The organism is Pseudomonas panipatensis (assembly GCF_900099785.1).
Lineage (GTDB): Bacteria > Pseudomonadota > Gammaproteobacteria > Pseudomonadales > Pseudomonadaceae > Pseudomonas > Pseudomonas panipatensis.
In genome coordinates, this window is sequence record NZ_FNDS01000021.1 from 1 (window position 1) to 23,019 (window position 23,019).

The window sequence follows — 23,019 nt, forward strand, 5'->3', positions numbered from 1 at the left end:
ATGCTGATAATCATGCGATCACCAGTCTTAATTCACAAGCACCCACACGAATTGCTTGATTCAACTTGTTGTTAAAGAGCAGTTGGTTAAGGCTTTCGTCTCAACCGAGGCCGCGCATTCTACAGCAACCTCTCGTTCCGTCAAGCGCTATTTTCGAAAATTTTCTTTTCTACTCAACCGCTTGCGCCTCCGAGAATTCAACCTTCTCATCAGCGGGAGGCGCATTCTACAGCGATCAAACTCACTGTCAAGCACCTCGATGATCGCCTTCAGTGTGCCGTAGCAACCAACCGAAGAAAGCAAGCGAACCCGCTCGCCAGATCACCACCCTCAACTTCGAAAGATGTAAGCGCTTGATTTTCAAGCTCTTTCATCGCCTTATCGCTGAGAGTGGTGCGCATTATAGGGACTCAAAATCCCCCGTCAACGCATTTCGCCAATCATCCACAAGATAATCAGACAGCCGCCGATACCGACACCCATCCAGACACAGAAAAATCCGGAAAAGCAAAAGGCCAATCATTACTGATTGGCCTTTTTTTGAATTGGTCGGGACGGAGTGATTCGAACACTCTACCCCTTGCACCCCATGCAAATCCCCGACCTGTTCACGACTGGCCAAGAAAGGTCATCAGACCCAGGCGCCATGCGCCCTACAGCCATATAACACGCCGCCTCCATGAAATTTTTGTTTCACCGCTAATCACCTTTATCCGGGACATCTCTTGTGCCCTATATGTGCCCTAAACTTGGAGCAGTGCATGAGCTGACCTAGAATTAGGCATCAACAATGGGGGCAAAAATGGCTAAAGAGAAGATACCTGAACACACCGAGCGAGCTACGACATTCTGCCGCAACGTCGTGGCTGAATCGAAGCAGTACGAGCTACTCGACGGCAAGGTGCCTGGCTTGGAGCTACGAGTGAACACGAGGGGCAAGGAGTGGTCGCTCCGCTACCGCGTAAAGATCGGTGAAAAGTGGGGAAATAAGCGCCTCCCTCTTGGCGACTTCCCGACTATCACTGTCGCTGCCGCTAGAGCTGAAGCACTCAAGGCCAAGGCAAAGATCGCTCAGGGCGAAGACCCGATGGGCGAGCGTCAGGCTGAAGCTGACCGGCGCGCCGAGGAGATCGAAGCGAAATCTAAGGCGGCTGCTTCGCGAAAAAGCGTCGCGAGCTACTTCGAGGACTGGATCGTTTCCGACAAGCCCGCCGGTAGAAAGGATGGAGGCAAAGAGCTTCGAAGAATCTTCGAGAAAGACGTTCTGCCGCTCATCGGCCATATCGACATCAAGGATGTCACCAAGGCCCACATCAAGTCAGTCACTGACGCTGTACTCAAGCGTAAAGCCAACCGCCTGGCTCAATCCCTTTTCAGCGATATGCGCCAATTCTTCGATGCAGCGATACTCGACGAGCTGATCACTGAGAATCCATCCGCGCAAATCAAGAAGAAAAATGTAGGGAAAAAAGCAAAACCCAGGGATCGAGTCTTGAGCCTAAAAGAGGTACGTCAGCTCGACCACAAAATGCGCGCATCAAGTTTGAACAGAGTTACGCAGATCATCTACATGCTTCAGATAGCTCTCGTATGCCGAATCAACGAGCTTTGCCAGGCTGGATGGTCAGAAATCGACTGGAGCGCCAGAGAGTGGACCATCCCCGCAGGACGCACAAAATCATATCGCGCAATCACACTGAGCCTGCCAATTTACTCGATCAACCTGCTCCGTGAGCTTCAGACGCTAACCGGCCACACAAGATGGCTCTACCCCGGCCAGGATGAAAGCAAGCCGATCAATAGGAAGGCTGCGACAAACCATGCACGTGATCGTCAACTGCCCGAAGGTCAAAAACCAACAAACGGAAGAACCGTTGAAACACGCTCGCTGGTCGTAGGAAATGCTGTATGGAAAACCCATGACCTTCGCCGTAGCGGCGCCACAATCATGCAAATGCTTGGCGTTCCTACGGAGGTGTCAGAGAAATGCCTCAACCACGTCGATGACGATGACACCAAAAATGCGTACCACAAGTACGGGTACGACCGAGAAATGAAGCGAGCGTGGCACCTGCTGAACGAAGCTCTAAGCGTAGTCACTGGCCCCGATGGTGACGCCTTCTTAAAAGAATACGACGAAGACCGCCAGCTCGAACCTGATGAAGAACAGGGTCTACTGGTGATCGTGAAGAAATACTACAAAAAACCCGACGAGCTATCTGAGCCCGCGTAACTCCTGACCTCCAGCCCTACAAAGCCATTGTCACCCCTGTCTAAACGCTTTCAAGCGAAAAAATAGGGGTTGACAAGCGCTCAACCTATTGACCATCAGCACTCACAGCAATATAATTTCTGGCATATTAAATAAAAAGGCCACACGGAGGACAGCGATGGGAGCAGCAGTACAACAAGATCGTTTCTTGAGGTTCGGAGCGGTAGCAGAAATGATCGGGATCAGCAGGAGCACCATCTGGAGGCTTGAGCACGAAGGAAAATTCCCGAAGCGCGTTCGGATCGGCAGCAAATGCGTGGCTTGGCGACTCAGCGACCTGAACAGCTGGATGTCGTCTCTCTAGAAGAACCAAGGAGGTCTAATGACCACCGACTTATGAAAAGGCACCTTCACCAGGTGCCTTTTTTCATCTCTGTGGCTCCGCGTCAGACGGCTTCCATTCCTGATCATCAAGCATGGCATCAATCCACCTCTGGACCTCAGCGCCGTTCCAGCCGACGATGCCTCCGCCTAAACGATGGGATTTGGGGAATTTTCCAGCGGCGATGTAATTGTAGATCGAGCTTCGACCCAGGCCGCTCAAATGCATCACTTCCTTAAGGCGCATGATGCGCCGTGCTGGCTCAGTCATCTTTTCAATCCCTAGGTCTTCGCCCCTTTCCGCTCGCCCGGCAGCTTCCTGGTCATCAAGCACCGGCGCCCCCTCATTACTAGAAGACAGCCTTCCAAATTCTTCAAGCTCACAGAAGTCAAAATCATCGTCGAACAGTCGGTTCTGCTTGTACTGCGCTCGCAGCACGAGGATCGCGTACTTAAAGCAGCCAGTGCAAAGCTGAAGCTCATAGCTCTCCCCTTCGATCACGCCCTGGACGTGACCAGCAACGGCAGGAAAGTCGCAGACTTGGCAACGTTGGCCGCTCCCCCTTTCTTTTGTTGCCAAATCGTCATCGGAATCCACAAAATCGGGGGCATCGCCAAATGGCTTAGACACCAATACCATTCTCTAGTCTACGAATAAACTTGATTACATCTTCAGGTCTGCCATCACACGGCCTTCCCCCAAGGCCTAAGCATTTCTTAAATAGCCAATCGCAAGCTATTTCAGCGTCACCACCAAAGAAGTCCACAGCGGCAAGTATCAAATCATTAAATGGGCCTGCATCGAACCTAAGACCGGAATCATTCAGCAGGAATGTAAGTGCCAATCTTCGCCCAGGAATATTTATCTCATCATCAGAAAAACTGAGAACAAGGTATTCCTTCAAAACCACCGCTTTTCTTCTGCACTTCTCTTTAATTGGAGAGGTATTCCATACCTCAACAACCGCCTCGCCCTCCTCTACCTCATCATTGAAAGCTCTACTAATTTCCTCAAGTCTACTAAAGCATCTGAGAGTAGCTTCACTGAGCGCAAAGACATTAGGCCCACGATACCCGTAGCGTGGAAAATAGAATTGAATCGCAGAATCACCAGCGACTCTAACCAAAGGATCTGGCTCCCCCTTGAGCGTGGTTAGATATTCGCGCTCTGGAACAATTATTTTATACGGAACTACAGCTCCTACTTTTCCTATATCTGCCCTAAACCTCTCGACTGAACGAGCATCAGCATCATCTCGATCTGAACCCGAGGCATTTAGCAGAAAACTCCGAATACTGTAGTGAAATTTGCTAATCATTCCCCAACCCTTTGAATTTCTACGAGGCGACGATTAGAACCAAAACATCAAAAGCTTAGCAACCCCCAAACTCGCACTCACACCCAGCCCAAAAAACAAACCCAAAAGGCACATAATAAAATATTTACAACTTCCGCAAAAATACAGCGAAAAACAATAAGACACTCTATCAAAAGTCGGTCACACAAATGCGCCAAACTGTGTTTTTGTCAGCCATACTGACATTTACCAACAAATCAATTAACAAACAAAATATAGAACAACAGTTTTTAAATATTAAAATTCCGCATTAATTTGCGGGAACCCGACGAACGGCATGGTCAGTATCAGATGCACTAGCGCCAAGCCAAGCAGGTCGTTGATCGCCAATTGATCAACTATAAACGGTGGCGCTCGGAAGTCTGAACTCGCATTTCTTGCCGGTCGACCAGCGTTGGAACAGATGGTTTTGAATGTCCTCGTCTGACCGGTTTCCGCCGCTTGTGACGGTCAAAGATCGGCAAGAGCAACCCTTTAGACAATCACGGCCAAAAATGCAACTTGTTGCAATTGCTGTTCGTGAGCGGCCGATTTGGGGGGATTGCGGCCGCTCATGACTGGAAGAAATCGGCCAAAGGCAGTCATTCGCGTTACAAGTAACGACAGGCAACCTTCGCGCGTAGCTGTATCTGGCGGGGATGTCTCTTCGCGTACTGTCGTTGGCACCATGCGCCACCGTATGCAACAGGCCCTAGCATCCCAGCCCGACAGAGTTTGAGCGGCGAAATGCGAGCAGTAGCTCTGAACTACCTGTCTACCCGCTCCGGAACAGACCAAGTCAGGTTGCGGCCCCTCGCGAGGCCATCGGCGGCGAAGGGCCCGCCGATGGCTGACCATCGCCTTTACTACCGATCCACTCTGGACGAGGTAACGATGTCCACCATAAGAAGTCTCGCGTGCAGGCAGGCCTATTTAGGCCGAATGCACGGCGCTGACGCCGGTCACCGCCCCATTAGCAAAAAACGCACGATTAGCTGGCGAGCTAATCGTGCGTTTTTTGCTAATGCTTAGGCCAATAAGGGCCACCAACTTTACCGGCTTTCCATAAATCCCTAGATCAAGTTTTAGCCGAATTATTCAAAACTCCGCGAATAGCTCCTACAGGTTTTTTATATTTATTTATTCCTGCGAACTTGAATAATCACAATTTAAAGAATAAAAATCCGATCACAAAGCAAATATATTTTAAAGAAAAGCATCAGAATTTAATCTTAATCACCACACGAAGACTCAGAAAATCAATAGATTTCAGGAAGTTAGAGAGCAGAACAAACCCTGCGGCTCATTGAAAAGAAAGTCTTAGGTTAAGCCATCAGCATTGACTGGCTGAACTTGGGTTAATCCAGCAACCGGGACTTTCGCAATCAAAGAAATCTACGACGACGGGCCCTAAATATTGTTGAATGGTTTCATAGACACGATTGCAATACCCCTGGTCTTTCCCGAACACCGATACGGCAACCCGATTGATGCTAGTCTCGCGTAGCCTCTGCAAAAGATGAAGATCTTGCTCGCCCATGGCCCAACCAAAAATCGTCAGTTTTATTCGAGGCATCTTCAAGACTTCTCGGTAAACCGTGGTGAGATAGAAACTACTCTGAATGGATCTGATTTTCTGCTGGAGTGTTCCCTCGCTCACAAACAATGGCACACTCTCTTCGCTGGCCCATGTATCCAAAATCTTACTCAGGAGAGCGTTACCTCCAGCGTGGATTTTATACTCCTGCTCCGTGATATCCCGGCACAACGCTAGATTTCCATGTGGGTAGAACACGAGCGTATTGGTCTGTTCGGAGATTCGCTCACGATATACTCGCCAGTTTTCAGCGAATAAACCATCTTTGAAGCAGTCCTTGAAAGCATGGGAGCGCTGCGTATCAAAACCGTACATCATCGTCCAGTAAACCAACAGGTCATAGTTCAGCGAAAGAACAGTGTTGAATTCTTTCAAGAAGCTGTGCATGTGCGGCAGATGCTTGCTGACCTCCTCATGTGGAGGGTGAATGTCACGCACTGCCTGAATCAGGCAATTGCGAACGTTTAGATAGGCCTGACACGTGCGGCGATCTTGGATTGCAAGCGCTTTGTTGACCCTTGCCGCCTGCCAGACAAGACGAAGAATCAGTTCGAAATCATTGGTTTCAAAGCGTGTGAAAAGCCTCTGCACGTCTTCTTCGAAAAGGGAATTCTGGCGGGCGTGGTCAAGGAGCGAGCCGTATCCGAAATTTCTGGAAATAGCCATACTTGCACCATTGCCCAACAGTAATGCGCCACGGCGGTAGTGGGTAACGATGCTTTGCCATTGATGAATGATGTGAGCCACTGGTGATTACCTTGATTAATAGTGCGCCTGGCAGAATATAACCGTAGTCGGGCCCAGTGCCATCATTAGCTCTGCCTGTCATCTCCACAAATGGTGTATTGCCGAGACTGGGAATTTTGGGCTGGAGTCGCAGAGAGGTCTGAGAACCTGCAATCGAAGGTTGCCTCTGCGGGAGCAGACTTGCTTCGCGTATGGGCGTACTTTGTGCCACACAATTGCGCTTATGGGGCGGCGGCAGGCCCCTCCCATGAGAGCTTGTGCTGATATAAAAGTTGAAGAAAGCGCTCGGACAGAAGCTTCTCGGATACACAGTGACCATCTATGAACGGCTGCACTTGGTCGGTTTCTGCCCATCACGACTGGCAGAAACCGGCCAAAAGCAGACGACGTGTAATGGGCTTTCCGCTACGCGAAGGTCTCAACGCAAAGTTTAAATTTAGAAGAGCGGCGGATCAGCTGACTACTTAGGAGCCCAGTCCTTATGACAGATGTTGATCGTAGCTTCAGCACAGATTTCCAATACCTATAGCGACGTGGACAGTGTGATGGCAATTCAGTAGCGTGCTTGAAACCGTCCACGCCTTGAGCTGCATGGGGCTCCCATGGACTGGATTAGCGCTTTTTCGGAGGTCAGGATGACTTTTACAGCAATTCGTGGCAGTACTGCGTTAGCGGATGAAACGGAGCTTGAGGCACATCTCGCTTCGCTCCTGAGACTAGAAAACATCGGCCTCCTTCTAGGCGCCGGCGCATCGGTTGCTGCTGGCGGCCTTACGATGATTACGCTTTGGACCAGGTTTGTAACGGAGTGTCCAGGAGACGCTGCCTGGATGGCTGAGCATGGGTTCATTCGCGAGGACGCCACCCAGCTTCCAAGCCCCGTTACACCCAACTTCGAGCATCTAATCGATAGCCTCGAAATTGCCCTGTCCGACTGGACTCGGCAAATGAGTATGTTCGGTAATAATCCGATTGACTACGCGCCAGGCGAACGGGAGCTGGAGGAAAATCTCAGCGACCTGAAAAAGGTGAAGGCTGCGCTTTTTAGAGCTGTTGTCAGCGCTGCCCTGCTCCGGCAGGAATGGTGGCTTTCACCAAGTGGCGTTGAGTCGGACGACGATGGTCTCGCGAGCCAGCGGACAATTCTTCAGAAGCTGGTTTCGGCTCGCCAACCGGGTCAGTCGTCCCCTTGGGTGTTCACCACAAATTATGACCTGGCCATCGAGTGGGCAGCCGAATCCATTGATCTACAAGTCTCAAATGGCTTCCTAGGCACCCACACCCGACGCTTTTCCCCACAGAGCTTCGATCTTGGTTTCCGAAACACCCAAGCCAGGGGCGAAGCTAGATTCGGTGTCTACAACATTTATCTCGCAAAACTGCACGGGTCATTGACCTGGAAGCAGGAGAGCGGCCAGGTATTTGAGGTGTCTGCACCGCTTGCTCATCAACGTATTGAAGCGTTCATGGCTGAGCGGGGCGGCGAGGACCTGGGCCTCATGGTGATGCCGAGGGCAGCAAAGTATATGGATACCATCGGCTACGTTCTGGGTGAGCTTTTTCGCCGGTTTGCAGAGTTCATGTCCAAACCGCAGAGCTGCTTGATCTTATGTGGCTACGGGTTTGGGGATGAGCATATCAATCGGCTGATTAGGTCGGCCTTGCTCAATCCCACGCTCCAATTGGTTATCTACTCCTCCGGGTTTAACGGTGATCCGGCTGATGAGAACTTGCCCCCGGCATTGCGAAAATTACTTTCCCTAAAGAACCCACGTATCACTGTGGTGGGTGGTGGCTCCGCTCACGCTTACATTGATTCGCTCGCGCGTCATCTGCCTGACCCTCTCATATACGACGAGGACATGCGCAAATTTGAGAAGGCTTTGAGGGAGCCGCGAGAACTTCATTACGAGGCAGCAGCACCGAGGATTGGGCAATGAGAGGGCGCCTTCCTGTCGGCTATGTGGTCAGAATTGAAGGTTCAGATGTCACTCTCAATTTGCTTGATATGCACCGAGGCCAATTAGCATCGCATGCCCAGGGCGTATCGTCAGTGACGGAGGTCGGTAGCCTGTTGGTGCTGGATACAGGAAGTCGGGCTTTGGTAATGAAGGTTGTCTCCCTCAGCTTCGACGAGCCTCGCGAGGCTCATCGACTAGGGATAGGTTCCAGCACCCATCAAACTGAGCCGCTGCGTAACATTTCAGGCGCTGTCGTTGGACGGCTGAGGAGGGAAGAAGGTAAGGCGCGCTTTACCAGCGACTCACTCGCAACCCCTCCGCTTGGGGCTGAGGCCTTCCCTCTTAGCACGGAGGAACTGGCCGCAATCCTGTGCTCCGACGATGAGGACGATATTCCAATTAAGCTGGGTGATGACTTACGTGGGGGCGGCAGCTTGAATGTGGGGCTCAAGAATTTGATCTCCAGGCATGTCGCGGTGCTGGGCAGTTCAGGCCAGGGTAAGAGCTGCTTCACAGCAGCGGTGCTCCAGCAAATAGTGAAACTACCCCGTGCGCGGGTTGTTGTCTTCGATATCAACGGTGAGTACGAAGCTGCGCTCAACATTCCAGGGCTTCCAGATGGCGCCTTGAAATGCACGACCATTGGAGGGCCGGGACTGGGCAGCTTTAAAATTCCCTACTACGCACTGGGGCGGCACGGCCTCAATAGGCTTTTAATTCCTAGCGAAAAAACACAGCGGCCAGCGCTAACATTCGCACTGGAACACCTCCATCAAGTCCGCTGGTTTCCCCAACTCAAGGGGGCTGGTTTAGCAAATGACATAGCCCCCTTCCTGTTCGACGATTGCCGTCAGGGAGGAGCCGCTGATGCTGATAGGCGGATTCAGCAGATCCGTAATGGCCAGGCTGACGCAGCTACAGTGTGGCCTCATATGGCCGCTCTCGCGTCACTCGTGGCTGAAAGCCACGGGATACAACCCTCTCAGAGGAATGGGGCAGAGAGAAATGCCTTCAGCTATTCGAACGTTTCGCCACTCATCACCAGGATCAATCGATTCGCTGAAGATCCCATGTTCCGCTCAGTCGTGGATGTAGATGGGGGGGCAGGGGCTGTGACTCCGCTCAATTGGGCGCATGAATCCACTAACCTGGTGGAGCAGATCTTTGGCGGTCAGGATGTGCCCTGGCGGGTACACATCATAAACCTGCGGCATCTATCGCACGATCTGACCCCGTTCATCCTCGGGTCACTTTTGGAGCTTTACGCCTACGAGCTTTTTCGGAGAGGGCAGGAGAACAAAATCCCAACCCTGCTCGTTCTGGAGGAGGCCCACCATTACCTGCGCCCTATCGGTTCCGGCGACGATGCAGGTGAAAACTCACTTGCATATGAACGGCTCGCGAAAGAAGGCAGGAAATTTGGCCTTGCGCTTTGGTTGAGTACACAGAGGCCATCAGAGATATCCCCCACGGTCCTTTCGCAGTGCAACAACTGGGTCTCCTTCAGGCTGACATCTGAAAAGGACTTAGCTGCGATTCAGTCAGCCAGCGAGTGGGCTGATCGGCGAGAAATCCGTCGTATTGCGGGCTTACCTAGGCAGACGGCGATTATTTTCGGCGGAAGCATTGCTATGCCAACACTGGTTCGTGCTGCTGAAGCGTCCCCCACGCCACATTCAGGTGATGCTGATTTCAGTGGCTGGGCAACTAGAAGGCCTGACGCGCCACCACCAGCACCGCCTCCTCCTCCTCCGGCGCCACCGCCTCCGCTTCCATGGAACGAACTGCCTCCAGAACCTGCATACGACGAGGATGTTCCGTTCTAGCAAGAGGCCAGGCCTGTAGCTCTTGACTCCAGTTCTCTGCATTCATAATCAAAGCACGTTGCACAGGGAGTCGGGCGATGGCCGCGTTAGACGTACCCTGATCTTGGAGCATCAGTCGGCTACAGCTTGCCCGGCTGTGCGGGTGCCCTGAACTTAGCGTGCTGGGCGCCTGGGCATCGGAAGTGTTTAGGTCGTAGGCGCATGTCCGCTTCTGGCCGAGGCTGTGTAAAAACGCTCGATCAATTTTGAGGTTTACGTTGCTACGTGAAATCTGAAGAAATTTTCCCAGTTGCCTCGTCCAAAATTCGCAAGTGAGCGCGAAATTTGCTCGTTTTCTGAGCAGCTATCGTTTTCGAAAACGTTTTTACACGGCCTGGGCCGGTTTCTGCACCTTACGACGGGCTGCAATGGGGCGGATGGCGACTGTCATACCTCGACCGTCGCTGTACGTTGTCAGACTTCCGTCTGCGCCGCCATGTCCAATGCGTCATCGACCTCAATGCCTAGGTATCGCACCGTGCCATCAAGCTTCGTATGGCCGAGCAGGAGCTGAGGTGCTCTCAGATTCTTTGTCCTGCGAGAGATCAGCGATGCCTTCGTACATCTCATCGTGTGGGTGCCATACATGGCTGGATCAAGGCCAATAGCTTTTACCCACGCTTTGACGATTCGGGCGTATTGCCGCGTGGAGAGGTGCATTGAGGCGTGTAGCCGGCTTGGAAAAAGGCAATCCTCTCTATGGAGATGGGCTTGATGTATCCAGCTCTCCAGGGCCACTTGCCCATCATTGATGGACTGAAGAGATGCCAGACTGAGTTGGGCTGGCAAAAAACCAATCGAGGAGCTGTACGTTGAAAACCCAAGAGGGCTAGGGGCATATCAATGACCACCAATGATATCGCCATGATATCATTCCTCCCTTTCCGAGCAATGGACTGCCCCCGTGAGCGAGCCAAAACCACTGAGTAAGCAAGTCGCAACGACACCGCAATTCGGTAACGTCGAGTATTTGAGCGCCATAGAAGTACGCGACGAGGGCATTGATCTAGCTGAGACCAGTTTCTGCACAGTGACTTTCGACGCTATACCTATGCAGATTCTGCCTTTCTTACGCCGCGCCAGCTCCCAGGAAATCCTTAATGCTCCAGACACTGCATTGAGTTTCCTGCTGATGGAAGCAGAAATCCCCATTGCCGATTTTCAGCAGGCGGTGAGAAATGGTGGTTGGTGCTCTCTCACTGTCTCAGACGATCCAAAGGCTAGCGAGGGGTTCTATGAGGCTACAGCACTTGAGTTTTCTCAAGATGGGCAGGAATTTGCTCCGACAGTCCTCTACGTGAAGATCAATTCATCGCAACCTGACAAAAAAGATCTGAAGGCGCTAAAGCGAGTTACCGAGTGTCGACATCATCCAAGTGCGGCATTCGATAATTTAGGCGTTCAACCGAAAGACGATTTGTTCGTCGTAGTTTACGACGTCGGTCAGGCCAACATGTGCGCCATTATCGATGAGGATTGCAAACCTAAAGCGTTCTTTGATCTAGGATGGCCCATAAACGCTAAACGGAGGTCGGCTCCAGATTGCCTGGCCTTCGACCCGTTGGCTGGCGATGATCCAGCCAATCCTTCTCCAGTCTTCCTTTCGCATTTAGATTGGGATCACTGGGGATATGCCTATCAATCTGGTCGTGCTACGAGAGACGCGCGCGGTTTTTGGAAGACACACGTAACGTATCGGCCTGGTGTGCTTGATCGCCCGTGGGTAATGCGGCGGCCGTCCGAAAGCATGAGGCTGGGTATCAGCCACGCACACCTTCTATTTCAGTTGCAAAATCAAATTCTCCACGACGGCAGTTGCGCATTGAAATTCTGGCCCTCTGCCAGGGCACAAGTTAATTGGGGCGCCTGCGTATTATTTGCCTGCAATCCGGCACTTGGTACGCACGATGCGAAGTACCTACGCAACAATTTAGCTTTGGGCATGTTAGTGGAAAATCCCCTGAGCCCCTACTACCGACGCGTGCTGCTCTGTGGAGATGCCGATTACACTTCTATAGCCTCACGGTACAAACAGGATCTGAGCGGAATTGTGGCACCTCACCACGGAGGTCGAGTAACACTTAACTCGATTCCCGCGCCAGGCGCTCACACCTACTATTACCGGCACATGGTATTTTCAACTCATGAAGGCTGTTATTCTCAAATACCATCGAACGACACCGTCGATGAGGCCCTAAGGCTAGGTTGGAGGATTTCCCGAACTGACGAGCGACGGAGATGCTTGTGTGGTCACGGCGAAAGACGAAATAGATGGTTTTCCCTTTCCAGAGCCTCAACTCCAAATTGCCGCCGTAAATGCACATGCTGCTGCTGTCCATAGCTTTACTTACCTTGCACGGCGATCCCCTGGTTGTATTTCCGAAAATACTAGATAGAAGGTATTTAAAATGAAAGTGAGCATGCTCACTGAGCGGAAAGCCACTAGTGCGCTCAAGCACTTAGTTAAAACGTGCAATCGATATGCAGTTGCAGTTGCATGGGCTGGTGCGAACGAAATTGTCGAATCCATGCTGGAAACAGAAAATAAGCTCGAAAAGATCATAATTGGTACACACATGTATCAGACGGATCCGGCAGTGCTGCGGCGCTTTAGCAAGTGCAAAGGTGCGCGCTGCTTACCTCCAAGCGGGCGTCTTTTCCATCCAAAACTTTATTTTTTTGAAATGCCTGACGGGTACGCAGCGGTCGTTGGAAGCCATAATCTGACAGGAGGTGCCTTCGGAGGCAAAAACATTGAGGCCAGTGTGTTACTTAAAGGCGGCGAAGAAGACTCTATTTTTCTCGACCTGAAGAGTTTTATCGAATCGCAATGGTCTGTTGCTGAGGATATCCTTGAGGATAAATTTCTGTTTGCCTATGAGGCTCAGTACCTTGTAAACAAAGAAAAACTTAAAGATCTAAATAAATTCCATAATTTTAGCAAGCCACGTGCCGGCGCGAAAACTTCACCTTTAGCCATCACATGGGCGAGTTTCGTCGATGGTGTCAAAAGCGACGATCATCACAATCTACAGGGTCGGCTTGCCCTTCTGGAACGAGCAGCTACTTTGTTTTTGGAATACGACTCCTTTGACGCTATGCCTCGACCCGAACGCAAAGCTATTGCTGGGACTTATGCGCCTAACGAACGAGGGCTCGATAGCATTGATTGGGCTTGGTTCGGAAGAATGTTTGGCCAAGGGGACTTCAAAAATTTGGTCAATGAGTCTCCTCAAATGCTTTCCAATGCACTAGACAATATTCCTGTCGACGGAGCAATTTCTGAAGAGAACTATGACGCCTTCTGCCAGAGCTTCAACCGCGCTTTCCGTAACAAAACGCACAAGGGCGGGATAGCAACGGCCTCTCGTCTCTTGGTGATGAAACGTCCGGATTTCTTCGTGGGCGTCAACGATGCTAACAAGCGCGGCATATGCGATGCATTTGGTGTAGCTCACACAACGCTAGGCTTAGGAAATTATTGGGAGCGTATCGTTATGCCGATGCAGAATAGCCCTTGGTGGCTAGCACCAAGACCTCGCACGGCGCTTTCTGCGAGAATTTGGGATAACCGATCAGCGTTGCTCGACAGCATTTATTATGAGCCAAAGTAGTTTTTAAAGGATGTCCCTAGAGGCTTCTTTCTGCTCTCGCTGACAGGCTGCTTCTGGCCGCCTTCTGCCTGTCACCACAGGCAGCTTTTTGCCGAATCCCTCCTGGTGCCAACGGAAGCTATGGGGGTGATCAACAACAGCCAAGATTTGGCATTTTCGACAGATTTGCTCACTAGCTAATCGATGCAAAAAGCCAAATCCATCAGGCGATTCGGACTCGTCGATTGCCACTGCTTCTTCGTGTTCGCGGAGCGCCTTTTTCGGCCAGAGCTGATCGGACAGCCTGTGGTCGCACTTTCAAACAATGACAGCTGCGCTCTATCCCGCAGCGACAAGGCTAAGGCTCTCGGGGTAAAGATGGGCCAGCCCCACTTCCAGCTTCGCGACCTGATTGAGTGCAAAGGGCTCATCTGTGCATCGAGCGACTACCCCCTGCACCAAGACCTATGCAACAGGGTCATGCACGAACTACGTCGGGAAGCTCCTCAGATCGAGCCCTACAGCATTGACAAAGAGCGGCTTGTGTTACTGGCATTTCGGACAGCGACCTCGACGCTTTCGGACGCCACGTCCAACAAATGGTCTATCGCGAAGTCGGCATTCCGGTCGGCGTCGGCATTTCGACTACAAAAACCCTAGCCAAACTGGCGAACTGGTCATCGAAAAAGTGGAAGGCAAGGACTGGAGCCGTAGTCGAACGGTGCTGCCCTCTGAAGCAGGAAAAGCTGCTCCGCTACACAGATGTGGGTGAGGTTTGGGAAATCGGCAGACGGCTCACAACGCAACTCCAAGGAATGGGTATCAACAAGGTCTGGGTTCTCGCAAAGGCTGACCACAAGACGTTACGTAGGCAGTTCAATATCAACGTTGAGCGCACAGCGCGTGAGTTGCCGGGCGAATACTGCATGTCGCTGACCGAGGACGTTGAGCCAAAGCAGATGATTGCCTGTACGCGAAGCTTCAGCGAAAGAGTGACCGACTACTAGGGTCTGCGCACTGCTATCTCGACGCTTGTTGCCAACGCTTCGCGGAACATTAGGGAGCAGGGGCAGTATGCGTCCAGGTGTTTATTCGGACAAGCCCATTCGACAGCAAGGGAATGCGGTATGGGATGTCGATCAGCATACCGATGACATGCCCAACATACGACACTCGCGACCTCTTGGCAGCTGCTGTTGACGAGCTGAACCAGATATATATTGAAGGGCCTCGATACGCGAAAGCTAGTGTTGTATTAAGTCAGTTTTTTGATGCCGGCATGTTCACTGACGACCTGTGTTCCCAGCCAGTGCGAAAGAACACCGAGGCGCTGGACTGTTCTCAACAAGATCAACATGACGCATGGTCGAGGATCAGTTAGATTTGCGAGTGAACCTGCTGTAGCCTCGTGGCATATGAAGCAGCAGCTGCTCAGCCCTCAATATACAACTCGATGGACAGATGTGATGCGAGTGAACGCTTGATAATGCTTACGTATGTGGTCATGGCCAATGAGCCTGATTTGATTCGACAGCTGCTGAACACACTTTCGCCCATGAACGGCAAGATCGAGCTGGGTGAGGTACGTGGCTACGTCTCGTCACCAAAGCTGGCGGAGATCTATGTTCGGGGAATCCATGGTGAAGGCCTTGTTGCAGTTGGCGACACGTACCTTGATGCCCGCACGATGCTTGCTGACCGTGCCCAAAAGACGTACGCGGTCCCTATCCAGCAGCTTGATCAGTTCCTGGCAGGAAAAGAAGTAATCAAAGAAGTTGGTTTCAGAGACAAAGATGCAACGCGTATTGAGGTCTGGTCGTTCGATCCAGCAACACTTCCGCCGGACCAACTAACTCTGGCCGTTGCTCTTAGCTACACAATTCGCGAATTCCAGCAAAACGAGAGAGCGGCTGGTGCTGTAAGCGAGCTGATCGAGCCTCTTGGTTTCATCGTTCCAGACAGAGAATATTGAGAACCTTGGAGCACGCCTGCTCGTCTAATATTACCGATAATGGCTGTTGGCGATCAAGACCATCGTTCGGTTTCAGCAGCCACTGTGCAGCACATCTTCCAAATTTCTTTACTAAAATATCGACAAGCTCGGCAAGTTCAGAGACAAACTTCTCGTTGAGAACATAATCACCAGAAGACTCTCTTGCGGGCACGTCACAATGCTCTTCGCAACGTACAACCATCCATCCGCCATCTGCCCAGACTCCGATATTGTCAGCGTAACCAAGATGCGAACAAACATCACACATACTGTCCGCAATAACTGAAGCGACGCTAAAACAAGCCTCTGTCAGCTCATCTCCTCCAGAGTGATAAATACGCAGGTCGGCGAACTTTTCTTTTATTTGAAAAATCTTGACATTCAGCTGCTTCTCTTCATTTCTTTTATGTGCAAATGAAAGCGCAGCATAAACAGCTGGATACCAGCCATTACCGCACTCAATTGGGAAATGTCGAGTTCCCCGAATCGAGTCCAATATGCTTTCGAATACGTTTAGTTTGTCTTCGAAGATCTTATCCATCAGGCCAGACTCCATGATCACGATGAAGAGGCTAAGAGAAAGGCATGGATAGCGCAAATGTTTATCCCATTGACACTCTAGGGTTGGTGAACCCAGCTGCGCTGGAATGTGGCCAGCGGGTGGCTGTGCTTGCTGATGCCGAGGTAAAACGGGAGTAACCTACCCTTGCGCTACGTGAAACCCCTAGCCCCTTGGCCACTGCAAAAAGCCAGACTTCACGTACGAACGAGCTGTATCAAGTGTTTTTGTTGTCAAACAAACGGGGTTTGGGCATGAGTGATGACGGGAACGAGCCGATTGATCCGTTGGCAGCGATTCGGCACCTGCTTCCGGACCTGCCTGTTGAAGCGGGATGGCAACGGATCAGATCCGCCAGTATTGCGGGCGCCATCCAGCGCGAGAAGAGGATCGCAATGGATGGATATGGAAGCGCTGTGATCGTTGCATTCGCCAGGGTGCGGGGCTGCCGAAATGACAGAGAGAAAGCATTCAGCTGAGTGCTTTGAAGCCGAGGACGGGAGCGGCGACCTGATGATTGAGCTTCCGGAATGGGTGCAGAATGCGATGGGCGCCAAGCCAGGAGATACGCTGATCTGGACCATCGATGAGGACAAGGGATGCGTCACTCTGAAGAAGCGAGCTGACGATTTTTTTGACGGCGAGGGAGTAACGGACGACCTCATGAACGAGCGCGATCAGCCGCCAGACCAAGACCGGTAATAGTAGCTGTGCGGGGTTGCCAAAATGACAGAAATGGAAGGAATGATTTCAGTATCTGCTGAAGCTGAGAATGGAGCCGGCGAACTAGTGATCGAGATGTCAGAGGCTGACCTTCATGTCCTCGGAGCGAAACCAGCCGATAAGATCGTTTGGCGAGTAGGGGCGGATGGCAGGGTCATCCTCAAGAAACGCGATCAGCCTGATGATCAAAAGGTTTGAAATCACGCCTTGAGGGCGTGCTCAGATACTCCAAAAATGAATCCTGAAAACACGATTTGACCCAGGAATCAGGCAAATTTGAGGAACAACGTCATTTCACTTACGAGCGCGTGTGATGGATCTGTTCCTGCCGCCCCATTTTCACACCCAATTACACCCATTTCTCCAGGATCACGGGATGACGAAGGAATTGTCAGAGAGTCACGATTAGCGCAAGAGTGCTGAGCTAGGTGTCTTGCGTGCCGAGATTGCAGAAGGCAGGATCAGCGTGACGGCAACACCAGCGGATGATGTTTTTGATCGACTTGAGGCCAAGTACGCAGAACAGGTCGATCAAAAACCAGTCAGCTGATCAGCCAATAGTGTTCTTCTTGATCTCGCTGAAGATCTCTTCACCCTCATCAGCCGCGTTTCTACCTTCGATCATTCCTGTGATTTTTCGATAGCCAATTCCACGCCTGTCGAGCGTACAACCCATAGCGCTCCAGGCCGCACGCATATCGAGCGTCTGCTGAATCGTGTAGATGTCCGTGCCTTTTCTACCGGTAATGCTAATGTAGCGAAGAATGTCTTCACTAATCTCTCTCATGCGCTCACAGATAGCTTGGCTCGAAACCCGCTCATCTAGCGTCATGATTTGCCGGTCTTCGGCTTGCTTCTTGCCGTTGATGACGTTCTTGATCATACCGGGCTGCACTTCGATCATCGTACTGATGAGGCCGCTGAACTCGCCAACCCTAGCCAGCTCGTCCCCCATATCGCTCCTAGTCTTCAGCAGCGGGTAGCCTCCGAGTTTTCCAGCAGCTGCATGCTCGATATAAGCCTTTTGGATGCGCTTCAACTGAAACTCGCGCCACTCCTCGAACTCCGTGGTTTTATCGTCAGGAATTTCGGGATGGACAATGGGCTCAACGAGATTGAATGAAGCAATCTGAACAGTTGTACTGCGACGAAGGCCTTTGATCGGTTTTTGGTTGGCATCGAATGCTTGTACCGACTCAGAGACAGACTTCAGAATCACCACTTTATCGCAATATTGACTCATGCGTATATACATTTATTGTTGCTCCTTATTATTGTTATTTTATGTTTTTATTATAACACATAAGCAACGGAGATTGTTACGCAATACATCAAAATAATAAAACTATTTAAATTAATTGGCATTACGCAATCTCGTGACGCTTGAGAATTAAATGGAAAACCCTATCTTATTTGAAATTTTAAAATTCGCACCAAGGATGCATTATTGAATATATAGAAATTTAAATCTATAATATGAAAATGAAGAGCGAGGCAGGCCAATACAATCATGTTTGCTGACTGCCGAGAAAGATCGGTGGCGTGTCCTCCTCTTCCACTTAAATACTTAGCCTCACAATGCTTGAGAAATTGCGTGTGGGGCTTTATTTTTATGAGAGCACACCAGGAGGTACTCATGGCTATAGCTACAAATAGCAGGGCGATTGAAATTGAAGTTTTTATTAATGATAAACTCTATGCTGAAGCCAGGAAAGCGGTCGGAGAAGACGTTAGCGATAAAGAGCTTGTTGAATTAGCCTTGAATGAATTTATTCGATTCCAAAAAGAAAAACGCGCCCTTAGTGACCGGAAGAAATCCTTATCACCGAGGTCGCGATGCCAACATTAACGCTCAAGGGCCGGCTGATTGTTTGGCAGCAGGATATTTGAAAGATAGAGCATTTGACTTTCTACTTGCCTATCAACAGCATCCTCCATACAACTATGCTGCTCAAAAAGCGTTTCCGAATCTAAAACCACTGGTATATTTAGCCGCAAGGCAGTATCAGTAAGCAAAAAATCCGATTCGATTATTTCAACTTTGACAAGCAGCAAATAAAAAAGTTCATCAAGTGCATCTCTAACCATTTTCACAAGAGACTTGATAAGTCTTGCTAACTGCTCAGCCTCAATAGCTTCTTTTGCTTCCTTTTTTGTCTTACTTGTGAAATTCAATTTGAATATCGCATTAAATCCCAGGTACATGCCGGAACCGTCTGAAAATACACCGTACATTCTCCCCTTATTCTTTACGAATGAGGACAAACGATTGCTGTTACTAGGGATATTCACGTATACACGCATTAACGCACTGTGTGAGTTTGAGGCAGTAGCAACCGGAACTGTGGGAGTTACGTTTCTAACAAGCGTGTATGCGTGGGTTGGCAAGCCTAAGAGCGCGTTATCTCTGGCAGGCGAGTAGTTGATTCCCTCTTTCTCAATCAGCTTATCAAAGGTAAGTCTCGTTGCCTTGAGCTTGGAGCCTGATATCCATCGACCATCTGGCCTGTCTAGTTTGAAAAGTACTCCCTTGATCAACCCATCTGTTTTGCTTTCAGTAAGCGCCTGGACTGACACTCCTTTTTGGTTAAGACGCATGACCAAATCAGAGAAGGTCTTCGGTTTGCCTTCTTTCCAAACGTCACCGATGATCCCACGAAGAATTTTGGACTGATCAGATCCGCGCTTGAAGAGGTCGCCATCTTTGCCGAAGCACTCGTCCGGATTATCTACGACTTGAAGTCCAAACCTCTGCTCAATCTCCCTGCAAGCTTCCCAGCCTTTTTGGTACGAATTACTATCTTTGACGACCGAAAACTTTGGGGGTCTTGAACGACCATCAGGAGACATGTCGCTGTGAATCATCTGCGCTCTGCACGCAACGATGTGGACGTGTATGCTGTCTGTATCGTAGTGAACAACAGAGAACCACTTAGAGCCTTTCCCATATCCCAACGCGTTCATATAGTGGCGAGCAGACTCAAGAAGATCCTTCTGACCTAATGTCTCACCAGGAGCTAGCGAAAGAACAAAGTGTACGCAGAGTTCTTCTGACTGCCCTTTATACTTTGCTGCGTGGTTTTCTAGCTCGAATATGAGGTTGGACGTACCAACATCAACCACTTGTTCTCCGGCCTCATTTGTGTAGCGAGTAAACGGATCGCCAGAGATTATGTTTCCGCCCAAAAACTGAACGAATGGTCTCTTCTCTTTATCACGCTCAAGGCTTGCGCAGACATAATCTACGCGCTGAAAAAATCCTTTTGATTTTTTTAGCTGCTCACCAATCATTTTCGTTATCCTTGTTTATTTTTGTTATTGGTTTAAAAAGATTTCTATTTTTTCTATTTTTCCGCGCAACCTTACAGATGCATCGTATACGTCTTCTGGAACTTCATATGCGTCAACGAACTGCTCAAGAACGGAGCATGCGAATGCCAGATCGCCGAGGTAGGCAGAGGCCGCTTGGATCATTGGGTTGTTTGCTGTGCTGATTCTGCCTTTGTTGCAGAATTCCAGAGCCTTTTCTCGAATCATGCTAGAGATAGTTAGATACCCAAGCTCTTCTGCGACTTGTTTTACGAACAAGAACTCGTCCTGGGTGAGATAGACTTTGAACGCTTTTGATTGACGTACTTCTTTTCTTGGGGCTCCGCCCTTACCTTTTACTCTTTCCATAATTACACCGTTTGTTATTTTTATTATTTGGTTTTGTCATTGACATCCTATTCGCGCAGAACCCACCGGGTTTGAGCAGAATCCGTCGACACACCGTGAAGCCGAGGTACGAGGGTTGCACGGGGTCGTGAGACATAGCTTGCATTCGCCCCACATTAATATATTAGCATAAATATGAAATTTATATATCAAACTTACCCCTTCTATTAAAAACTCATTTAGTGCACCAGCTCCTCCTCATAGGTATTAATGAAGTATTCGTCGAGAGTTAAATCTAATCGTACGCCATCCCTAGGCTCATACACCCCCCCTGGATAAATTACGATGCTCGGCATCGTGTTTATTTGATAACAAATAAACAGAACCACCTTCCAAAAAATGTCAATTGGATTGACATTTCAACGAGGAAAGGGGGGATTTTAAAGGGGGGATTAACAATAACAATCATCGTCGTCACTTACTATATGATGGAATGACGAGAATGAAGATAGTAAACCTATGCGGCCTTACTAACTAGCGAATAGAAGACCTTTCTACCCTCTTTCTTCTTCGCTAGCAATCCGGTATTCACATACAACTCAAGCATTCTATCAGCAGCCGACTCAGCTAGCCCAAGCTGAGCATTAACCTCTCCCAATATCTCTTTCCTACATAGCCATTCTTTTCCCTCAAACGCAATCTCAAGATTCATCCCTTGCTTTTCAACAGGGGGCTGCTCAGGCTCTATCTGGAAAGATATTCCATTTGACAGCAGACGGACCCCATCAAGCGAAGGGATACTCCTCACAGAGAACTCCAATGTGTGCCCAGCTCCCATCTCGGCAATAGATATAACTCCGTCTGCCTCGGCATGAATTGCTGATGCTCCGCGCAGCCCTCTTGCTCCAGCGTTCCTACTGAACTGCTCTTTTCTCGCATGATGAACAATAAGATGGGTTCTCTTCGCACTAATTTCGCGAATAGCGTGCATTACCCTCGTCATTTCGACGTTACTATTTTCATCAACGTGTGACATGCGTTTCAATACGTCCCAAATGACCAGATCGGGCTGAACACTCTCGACGAAGCCTTTCAGGTGCTCAAAGCATTCCTTGTCCAATACATCCACAAAGGACCACTCGTTCACCACATAGAGCCATCCTTCACACCCTCTCATCCGCTGCTCGTCACCACCAAAAAATTCCAGTGCTCGCCGCCCAATGACGCCCTTTGAAAGCTCGAAGTTAAAGTACAAGACCCTACTTCTTTTTTTCGCGCAAAATTCGAGGAAACTCTTACCTTCTGCGGCCGCAATCGCCAGCTGCAATACAAGCCTGGACTTTCCGGACTTCGGCTCACCAGAAATCAACCACTGATGTCCTTTGTCACGATCGTCCTCTATAAGCCCTTCAAATAGCCAGTCAATTTTCGCCTGTGCAGCTGATAGCATGCAGGAAACCGCTGCTCCACTTATGAGACTTGAATAATCATGCTTAACCATCTGCCCTCCTAATAGCCATCACTCAATAATACAACCCTAATGATACAAAAGACACTCAACAACTCTGGCGATACCTTCCCTGATGACACAGGCACCTATAGAGACATTTTTCAGAAAGCGTAAAACTCACTATCAGTGGAATTGAAAAAATATAAATATTATCTCGGCGCGCTGGCAAATCAAAAAACATTATTATCATAAGGCTAAAGCAATCAAAAAGGCGTAACTTATGCTTAGATCTTAATTTGAAAAATTATCAGACTGCTTCCCCTCCGTAGACAAATACATAACATCAACGCTTAGAAGCAACGAAATCTCACTTTCCGCCCTAGTTTTCGAACTGCACTACTTTGGCGACGATGAGGCAATCGAATGCATGTAACGCTATCAGTAACAGCTGAGCATACTGACACAAATATGATATTTGAGGTGGAAGCTTCAAGAGATGTCCATGGAAATTAACTTGCCCACCTTGAAGCAAGGCATAGGCCAAGCAAGATATCTCTAGTTACACCAGCAAAAATAGAAATCATAAAAAATAACAACTCATGTACTCCTTATGGAAATTCACCAGATGATGCGTTCATGAGCGCTTTCGGTTATTTCTCTATTCTCGATGTTTCCACGCAGCAAAAAACGATGAAATTTAGTAACTTAAAAACCGTACAATAAATAATTCATGCTGGGCAGCATCTGACACCGTGAAGGAATGTTGAGCCCCCATATCTACTTCACTCCCCCACAGCAACTCGCACATTACTTACCGCCTCATAAGCAAGAACATCCAGTCCACCCGGCTCAGCCGTCAGCCGTCAGCCGTCAGCCGTCAGCCGTCAGCCGTCAGCCGTCAGCCGTCAGCCGTCAGCCGTCAGCCGTCAGCCGTCAGCCGTCAG

At 49.8% G+C, this 23,019-nt stretch carries 21 protein-coding genes and 2 pseudogenes; 14 read left to right on the forward strand and 9 right to left on the reverse strand.

Annotated features, from left to right (window positions below; genetic code table 11):
* Positions 1-802: 802 nt before the first annotated feature.
* Positions 803-2,233: a tyrosine-type recombinase/integrase gene (locus BLQ74_RS26460; protein ID WP_170842882.1), complete on the forward strand. Its 1,431-nt coding sequence runs from the start codon at positions 803-805 to the stop codon at positions 2,231-2,233.
* 157 nt (positions 2,234-2,390) lie between these two features.
* Complete coding sequence (locus BLQ74_RS26465; protein WP_090268451.1) at positions 2,391-2,576, forward strand: helix-turn-helix transcriptional regulator; 186 nt, start codon at positions 2,391-2,393, stop codon at positions 2,574-2,576.
* A gap of 63 nt (positions 2,577-2,639) precedes the next feature.
* Here BLQ74_RS26465 and BLQ74_RS27870 read toward each other — a convergent pair whose 3' ends face one another.
* From BLQ74_RS27870 to BLQ74_RS26475, 3 genes are all read right to left on the reverse strand, one after another.
* A complete protein-coding gene (locus tag BLQ74_RS27870) occupies positions 2,640-3,233 on the reverse strand; it encodes a helix-turn-helix transcriptional regulator (RefSeq protein WP_244507280.1) in 594 nt (197 codons plus the stop codon).
* A complete protein-coding gene (locus tag BLQ74_RS27290) occupies positions 3,217-3,912 on the reverse strand; it encodes a hypothetical protein (RefSeq protein WP_139199136.1) in 696 nt (231 codons plus the stop codon). The genes BLQ74_RS27870 and BLQ74_RS27290 overlap by 17 nt, the downstream gene beginning before the upstream one ends.
* A 1,351-nt stretch (positions 3,913-5,263) precedes the next feature.
* Positions 5,264-6,274 carry a DUF4917 family protein gene (locus BLQ74_RS26475; RefSeq protein WP_090268453.1) on the reverse strand — a complete coding sequence of 337 codons (1,011 nt, stop codon included), beginning with the start codon at positions 6,272-6,274 and terminating at the stop codon, positions 5,264-5,266.
* 602 nt (positions 6,275-6,876) lie between these two features.
* Between BLQ74_RS26475 and BLQ74_RS26480 the strand changes: the two genes are divergently transcribed.
* Complete coding sequence (locus BLQ74_RS26480) at positions 6,877-8,214, forward strand: SIR2 family anti-phage-associated protein (RefSeq protein WP_244507281.1); 1,338 nt, start codon at positions 6,877-6,879, stop codon at positions 8,212-8,214.
* On the forward strand, positions 8,211-10,061 hold the full coding sequence (herA, locus tag BLQ74_RS26485; protein WP_090268455.1) for an anti-phage-associated helicase HerA: 1,851 nt from the start codon (positions 8,211-8,213) through the stop codon (positions 10,059-10,061). The genes BLQ74_RS26480 and herA overlap by 4 nt, the downstream gene beginning before the upstream one ends.
* A gap of 453 nt (positions 10,062-10,514) precedes the next feature.
* Here the strand turns inward: herA and BLQ74_RS26490 are convergent.
* Positions 10,515-10,835: pseudogene (locus BLQ74_RS26490) on the reverse strand (tyrosine-type recombinase/integrase); the annotation flags it as partial.
* Between the two features lie 169 nt (positions 10,836-11,004).
* Between BLQ74_RS26490 and BLQ74_RS27295 the strand changes: the two are divergent.
* From BLQ74_RS27295 to BLQ74_RS26515, 7 genes and pseudogenes are all read left to right on the forward strand, one after another.
* Complete coding sequence (locus BLQ74_RS27295; protein ID WP_139199137.1) at positions 11,005-12,441, forward strand: hypothetical protein; 1,437 nt, start codon at positions 11,005-11,007, stop codon at positions 12,439-12,441.
* Positions 12,442-12,508: 67 nt separating this feature from the next.
* Positions 12,509-13,714: a hypothetical protein gene (locus BLQ74_RS27300; protein WP_139199138.1), complete on the forward strand. Its 1,206-nt coding sequence runs from the start codon at positions 12,509-12,511 to the stop codon at positions 13,712-13,714.
* Positions 13,715-13,897: 183 nt separating this feature from the next.
* Complete coding sequence (locus tag BLQ74_RS28305; protein WP_090268457.1) at positions 13,898-14,353, forward strand: Y-family DNA polymerase; 456 nt, start codon at positions 13,898-13,900, stop codon at positions 14,351-14,353.
* Positions 14,293-14,700, forward strand: coding sequence for a DNA polymerase Y subunit UmuC family protein (locus BLQ74_RS27305; RefSeq protein WP_139199139.1), 408 nt, complete (start codon positions 14,293-14,295; stop codon positions 14,698-14,700). Before BLQ74_RS28305 ends, BLQ74_RS27305 begins: the two co-directional genes overlap by 61 nt.
* Before the next feature lie 74 nt (positions 14,701-14,774).
* A pseudogene (locus BLQ74_RS28310) lies at positions 14,775-15,074 on the forward strand (DinB/UmuC family translesion DNA polymerase); the annotation flags it as partial.
* Positions 15,043-15,177, forward strand: a complete 135-nt coding sequence (locus BLQ74_RS28315; RefSeq protein WP_425287517.1) for a DUF4113 domain-containing protein — start codon at positions 15,043-15,045, stop codon at positions 15,175-15,177. The pseudogene BLQ74_RS28310 and the gene BLQ74_RS28315, both read left to right, overlap by 32 nt.
* A 20-nt stretch (positions 15,178-15,197) precedes the next feature.
* On the forward strand, positions 15,198-15,665 hold the full coding sequence (locus tag BLQ74_RS26515) for a hypothetical protein (RefSeq protein WP_170842884.1): 468 nt from the start codon (positions 15,198-15,200) through the stop codon (positions 15,663-15,665).
* On the opposite strand, the gene BLQ74_RS27310 is transcribed toward BLQ74_RS26515, so the two are convergent.
* On the reverse strand, positions 15,640-16,227 hold the full coding sequence (locus BLQ74_RS27310) for a DUF2384 domain-containing protein (protein ID WP_139199140.1): 588 nt from the start codon (positions 16,225-16,227) through the stop codon (positions 15,640-15,642). The two genes, BLQ74_RS26515 and BLQ74_RS27310, sit on opposite strands and share 26 nt — an antisense overlap.
* A gap of 531 nt (positions 16,228-16,758) precedes the next feature.
* Between BLQ74_RS27310 and BLQ74_RS26520 the strand changes: the two genes are divergently transcribed.
* Both BLQ74_RS26520 and BLQ74_RS27315 read left to right on the forward strand, forming a co-directional pair.
* Positions 16,759-16,947 carry an AbrB/MazE/SpoVT family DNA-binding domain-containing protein gene (locus BLQ74_RS26520; protein ID WP_139199141.1) on the forward strand — a complete coding sequence of 63 codons (189 nt, stop codon included), beginning with the start codon at positions 16,759-16,761 and terminating at the stop codon, positions 16,945-16,947.
* A gap of 24 nt (positions 16,948-16,971) precedes the next feature.
* The gene (locus BLQ74_RS27315; protein ID WP_139199142.1) at positions 16,972-17,166 is read left to right on the forward strand and encodes a hypothetical protein; all 195 of its coding nucleotides are present in this window, start codon (positions 16,972-16,974) and stop codon (positions 17,164-17,166) included.
* Between the two features lie 352 nt (positions 17,167-17,518).
* Here BLQ74_RS27315 and BLQ74_RS26525 read toward each other — a convergent pair whose 3' ends face one another.
* Complete coding sequence (locus tag BLQ74_RS26525) at positions 17,519-18,223, reverse strand: hypothetical protein (RefSeq protein ID WP_090268473.1); 705 nt, start codon at positions 18,221-18,223, stop codon at positions 17,519-17,521.
* A gap of 381 nt (positions 18,224-18,604) precedes the next feature.
* Between BLQ74_RS26525 and BLQ74_RS27320 the strand changes: the two genes are divergently transcribed.
* On the forward strand, positions 18,605-18,817 hold the full coding sequence (locus BLQ74_RS27320) for a type II toxin-antitoxin system VapB family antitoxin (RefSeq protein ID WP_139199143.1): 213 nt from the start codon (positions 18,605-18,607) through the stop codon (positions 18,815-18,817).
* Here the strand turns inward: BLQ74_RS27320 and BLQ74_RS26530 are convergent.
* From BLQ74_RS26530 to BLQ74_RS26535, 3 genes are all read right to left on the reverse strand, one after another.
* Positions 18,814-20,259 carry a relaxase/mobilization nuclease domain-containing protein gene (locus BLQ74_RS26530; RefSeq protein WP_090268475.1) on the reverse strand — a complete coding sequence of 482 codons (1,446 nt, stop codon included), beginning with the start codon at positions 20,257-20,259 and terminating at the stop codon, positions 18,814-18,816. The two genes, BLQ74_RS27320 and BLQ74_RS26530, sit on opposite strands and share 4 nt — an antisense overlap.
* A 24-nt stretch (positions 20,260-20,283) precedes the next feature.
* Positions 20,284-20,646, reverse strand: a complete 363-nt coding sequence (locus tag BLQ74_RS27325; protein WP_139199144.1) for a hypothetical protein — start codon at positions 20,644-20,646, stop codon at positions 20,284-20,286.
* A gap of 496 nt (positions 20,647-21,142) precedes the next feature.
* Positions 21,143-22,126 carry an AAA family ATPase gene (locus BLQ74_RS26535; RefSeq protein WP_090268477.1) on the reverse strand — a complete coding sequence of 328 codons (984 nt, stop codon included), beginning with the start codon at positions 22,124-22,126 and terminating at the stop codon, positions 21,143-21,145.
* Positions 22,127-23,019 lie beyond the last annotated feature (893 nt).

Bases quoted from the DNA above. Each gene is read 5' to 3' on its own strand.
- BLQ74_RS26520 (WP_139199141.1), top strand. From the start codon at position 16,759: ATGATTGAGCTTCCGGAATGGGTGCAGAATGCGATGGGCGCCAAGCCA.
- BLQ74_RS27300 (WP_139199138.1), top strand. From the start codon at position 12,509: ATGAAAGTGAGCATGCTCACTGAGCGGAAAGCCACTAGTGCGCTCAAG.
- BLQ74_RS26515 (WP_170842884.1), top strand. From the start codon at position 15,198: ATGGCCAATGAGCCTGATTTGATTCGACAGCTGCTGAACACACTTTCG.
- BLQ74_RS27315 (WP_139199142.1), top strand. From the start codon at position 16,972: ATGACAGAAATGGAAGGAATGATTTCAGTATCTGCTGAAGCTGAGAAT.
- BLQ74_RS27305 (WP_139199139.1), top strand. From the start codon at position 14,293: ATGGTCTATCGCGAAGTCGGCATTCCGGTCGGCGTCGGCATTTCGACT.
- BLQ74_RS26465 (WP_090268451.1), top strand. From the start codon at position 2,391: ATGGGAGCAGCAGTACAACAAGATCGTTTCTTGAGGTTCGGAGCGGTA.
- BLQ74_RS28305 (WP_090268457.1), top strand. From the start codon at position 13,898: ATGCAAAAAGCCAAATCCATCAGGCGATTCGGACTCGTCGATTGCCAC.
- herA (WP_090268455.1), top strand. From the start codon at position 8,211: ATGAGAGGGCGCCTTCCTGTCGGCTATGTGGTCAGAATTGAAGGTTCA.
- BLQ74_RS26480 (WP_244507281.1), top strand. From the start codon at position 6,877: ATGGACTGGATTAGCGCTTTTTCGGAGGTCAGGATGACTTTTACAGCA.
- BLQ74_RS27870 (WP_244507280.1), bottom strand. From the start codon at position 3,233: ATGGTATTGGTGTCTAAGCCATTTGGCGATGCCCCCGATTTTGTGGAT.
- BLQ74_RS26460 (WP_170842882.1), top strand. From the start codon at position 803: ATGGCTAAAGAGAAGATACCTGAACACACCGAGCGAGCTACGACATTC.
- BLQ74_RS26525 (WP_090268473.1), bottom strand. From the start codon at position 18,223: ATGTATATACGCATGAGTCAATATTGCGATAAAGTGGTGATTCTGAAG.
- BLQ74_RS27290 (WP_139199136.1), bottom strand. From the start codon at position 3,912: ATGATTAGCAAATTTCACTACAGTATTCGGAGTTTTCTGCTAAATGCC.
- BLQ74_RS27320 (WP_139199143.1), top strand. From the start codon at position 18,605: ATGGCTATAGCTACAAATAGCAGGGCGATTGAAATTGAAGTTTTTATT.
- BLQ74_RS26535 (WP_090268477.1), bottom strand. From the start codon at position 22,126: ATGGTTAAGCATGATTATTCAAGTCTCATAAGTGGAGCAGCGGTTTCC.
- BLQ74_RS26530 (WP_090268475.1), bottom strand. From the start codon at position 20,259: ATGATTGGTGAGCAGCTAAAAAAATCAAAAGGATTTTTTCAGCGCGTA.
- BLQ74_RS27325 (WP_139199144.1), bottom strand. From the start codon at position 20,646: ATGGAAAGAGTAAAAGGTAAGGGCGGAGCCCCAAGAAAAGAAGTACGT.
- BLQ74_RS27310 (WP_139199140.1), bottom strand. From the start codon at position 16,227: ATGGATAAGATCTTCGAAGACAAACTAAACGTATTCGAAAGCATATTG.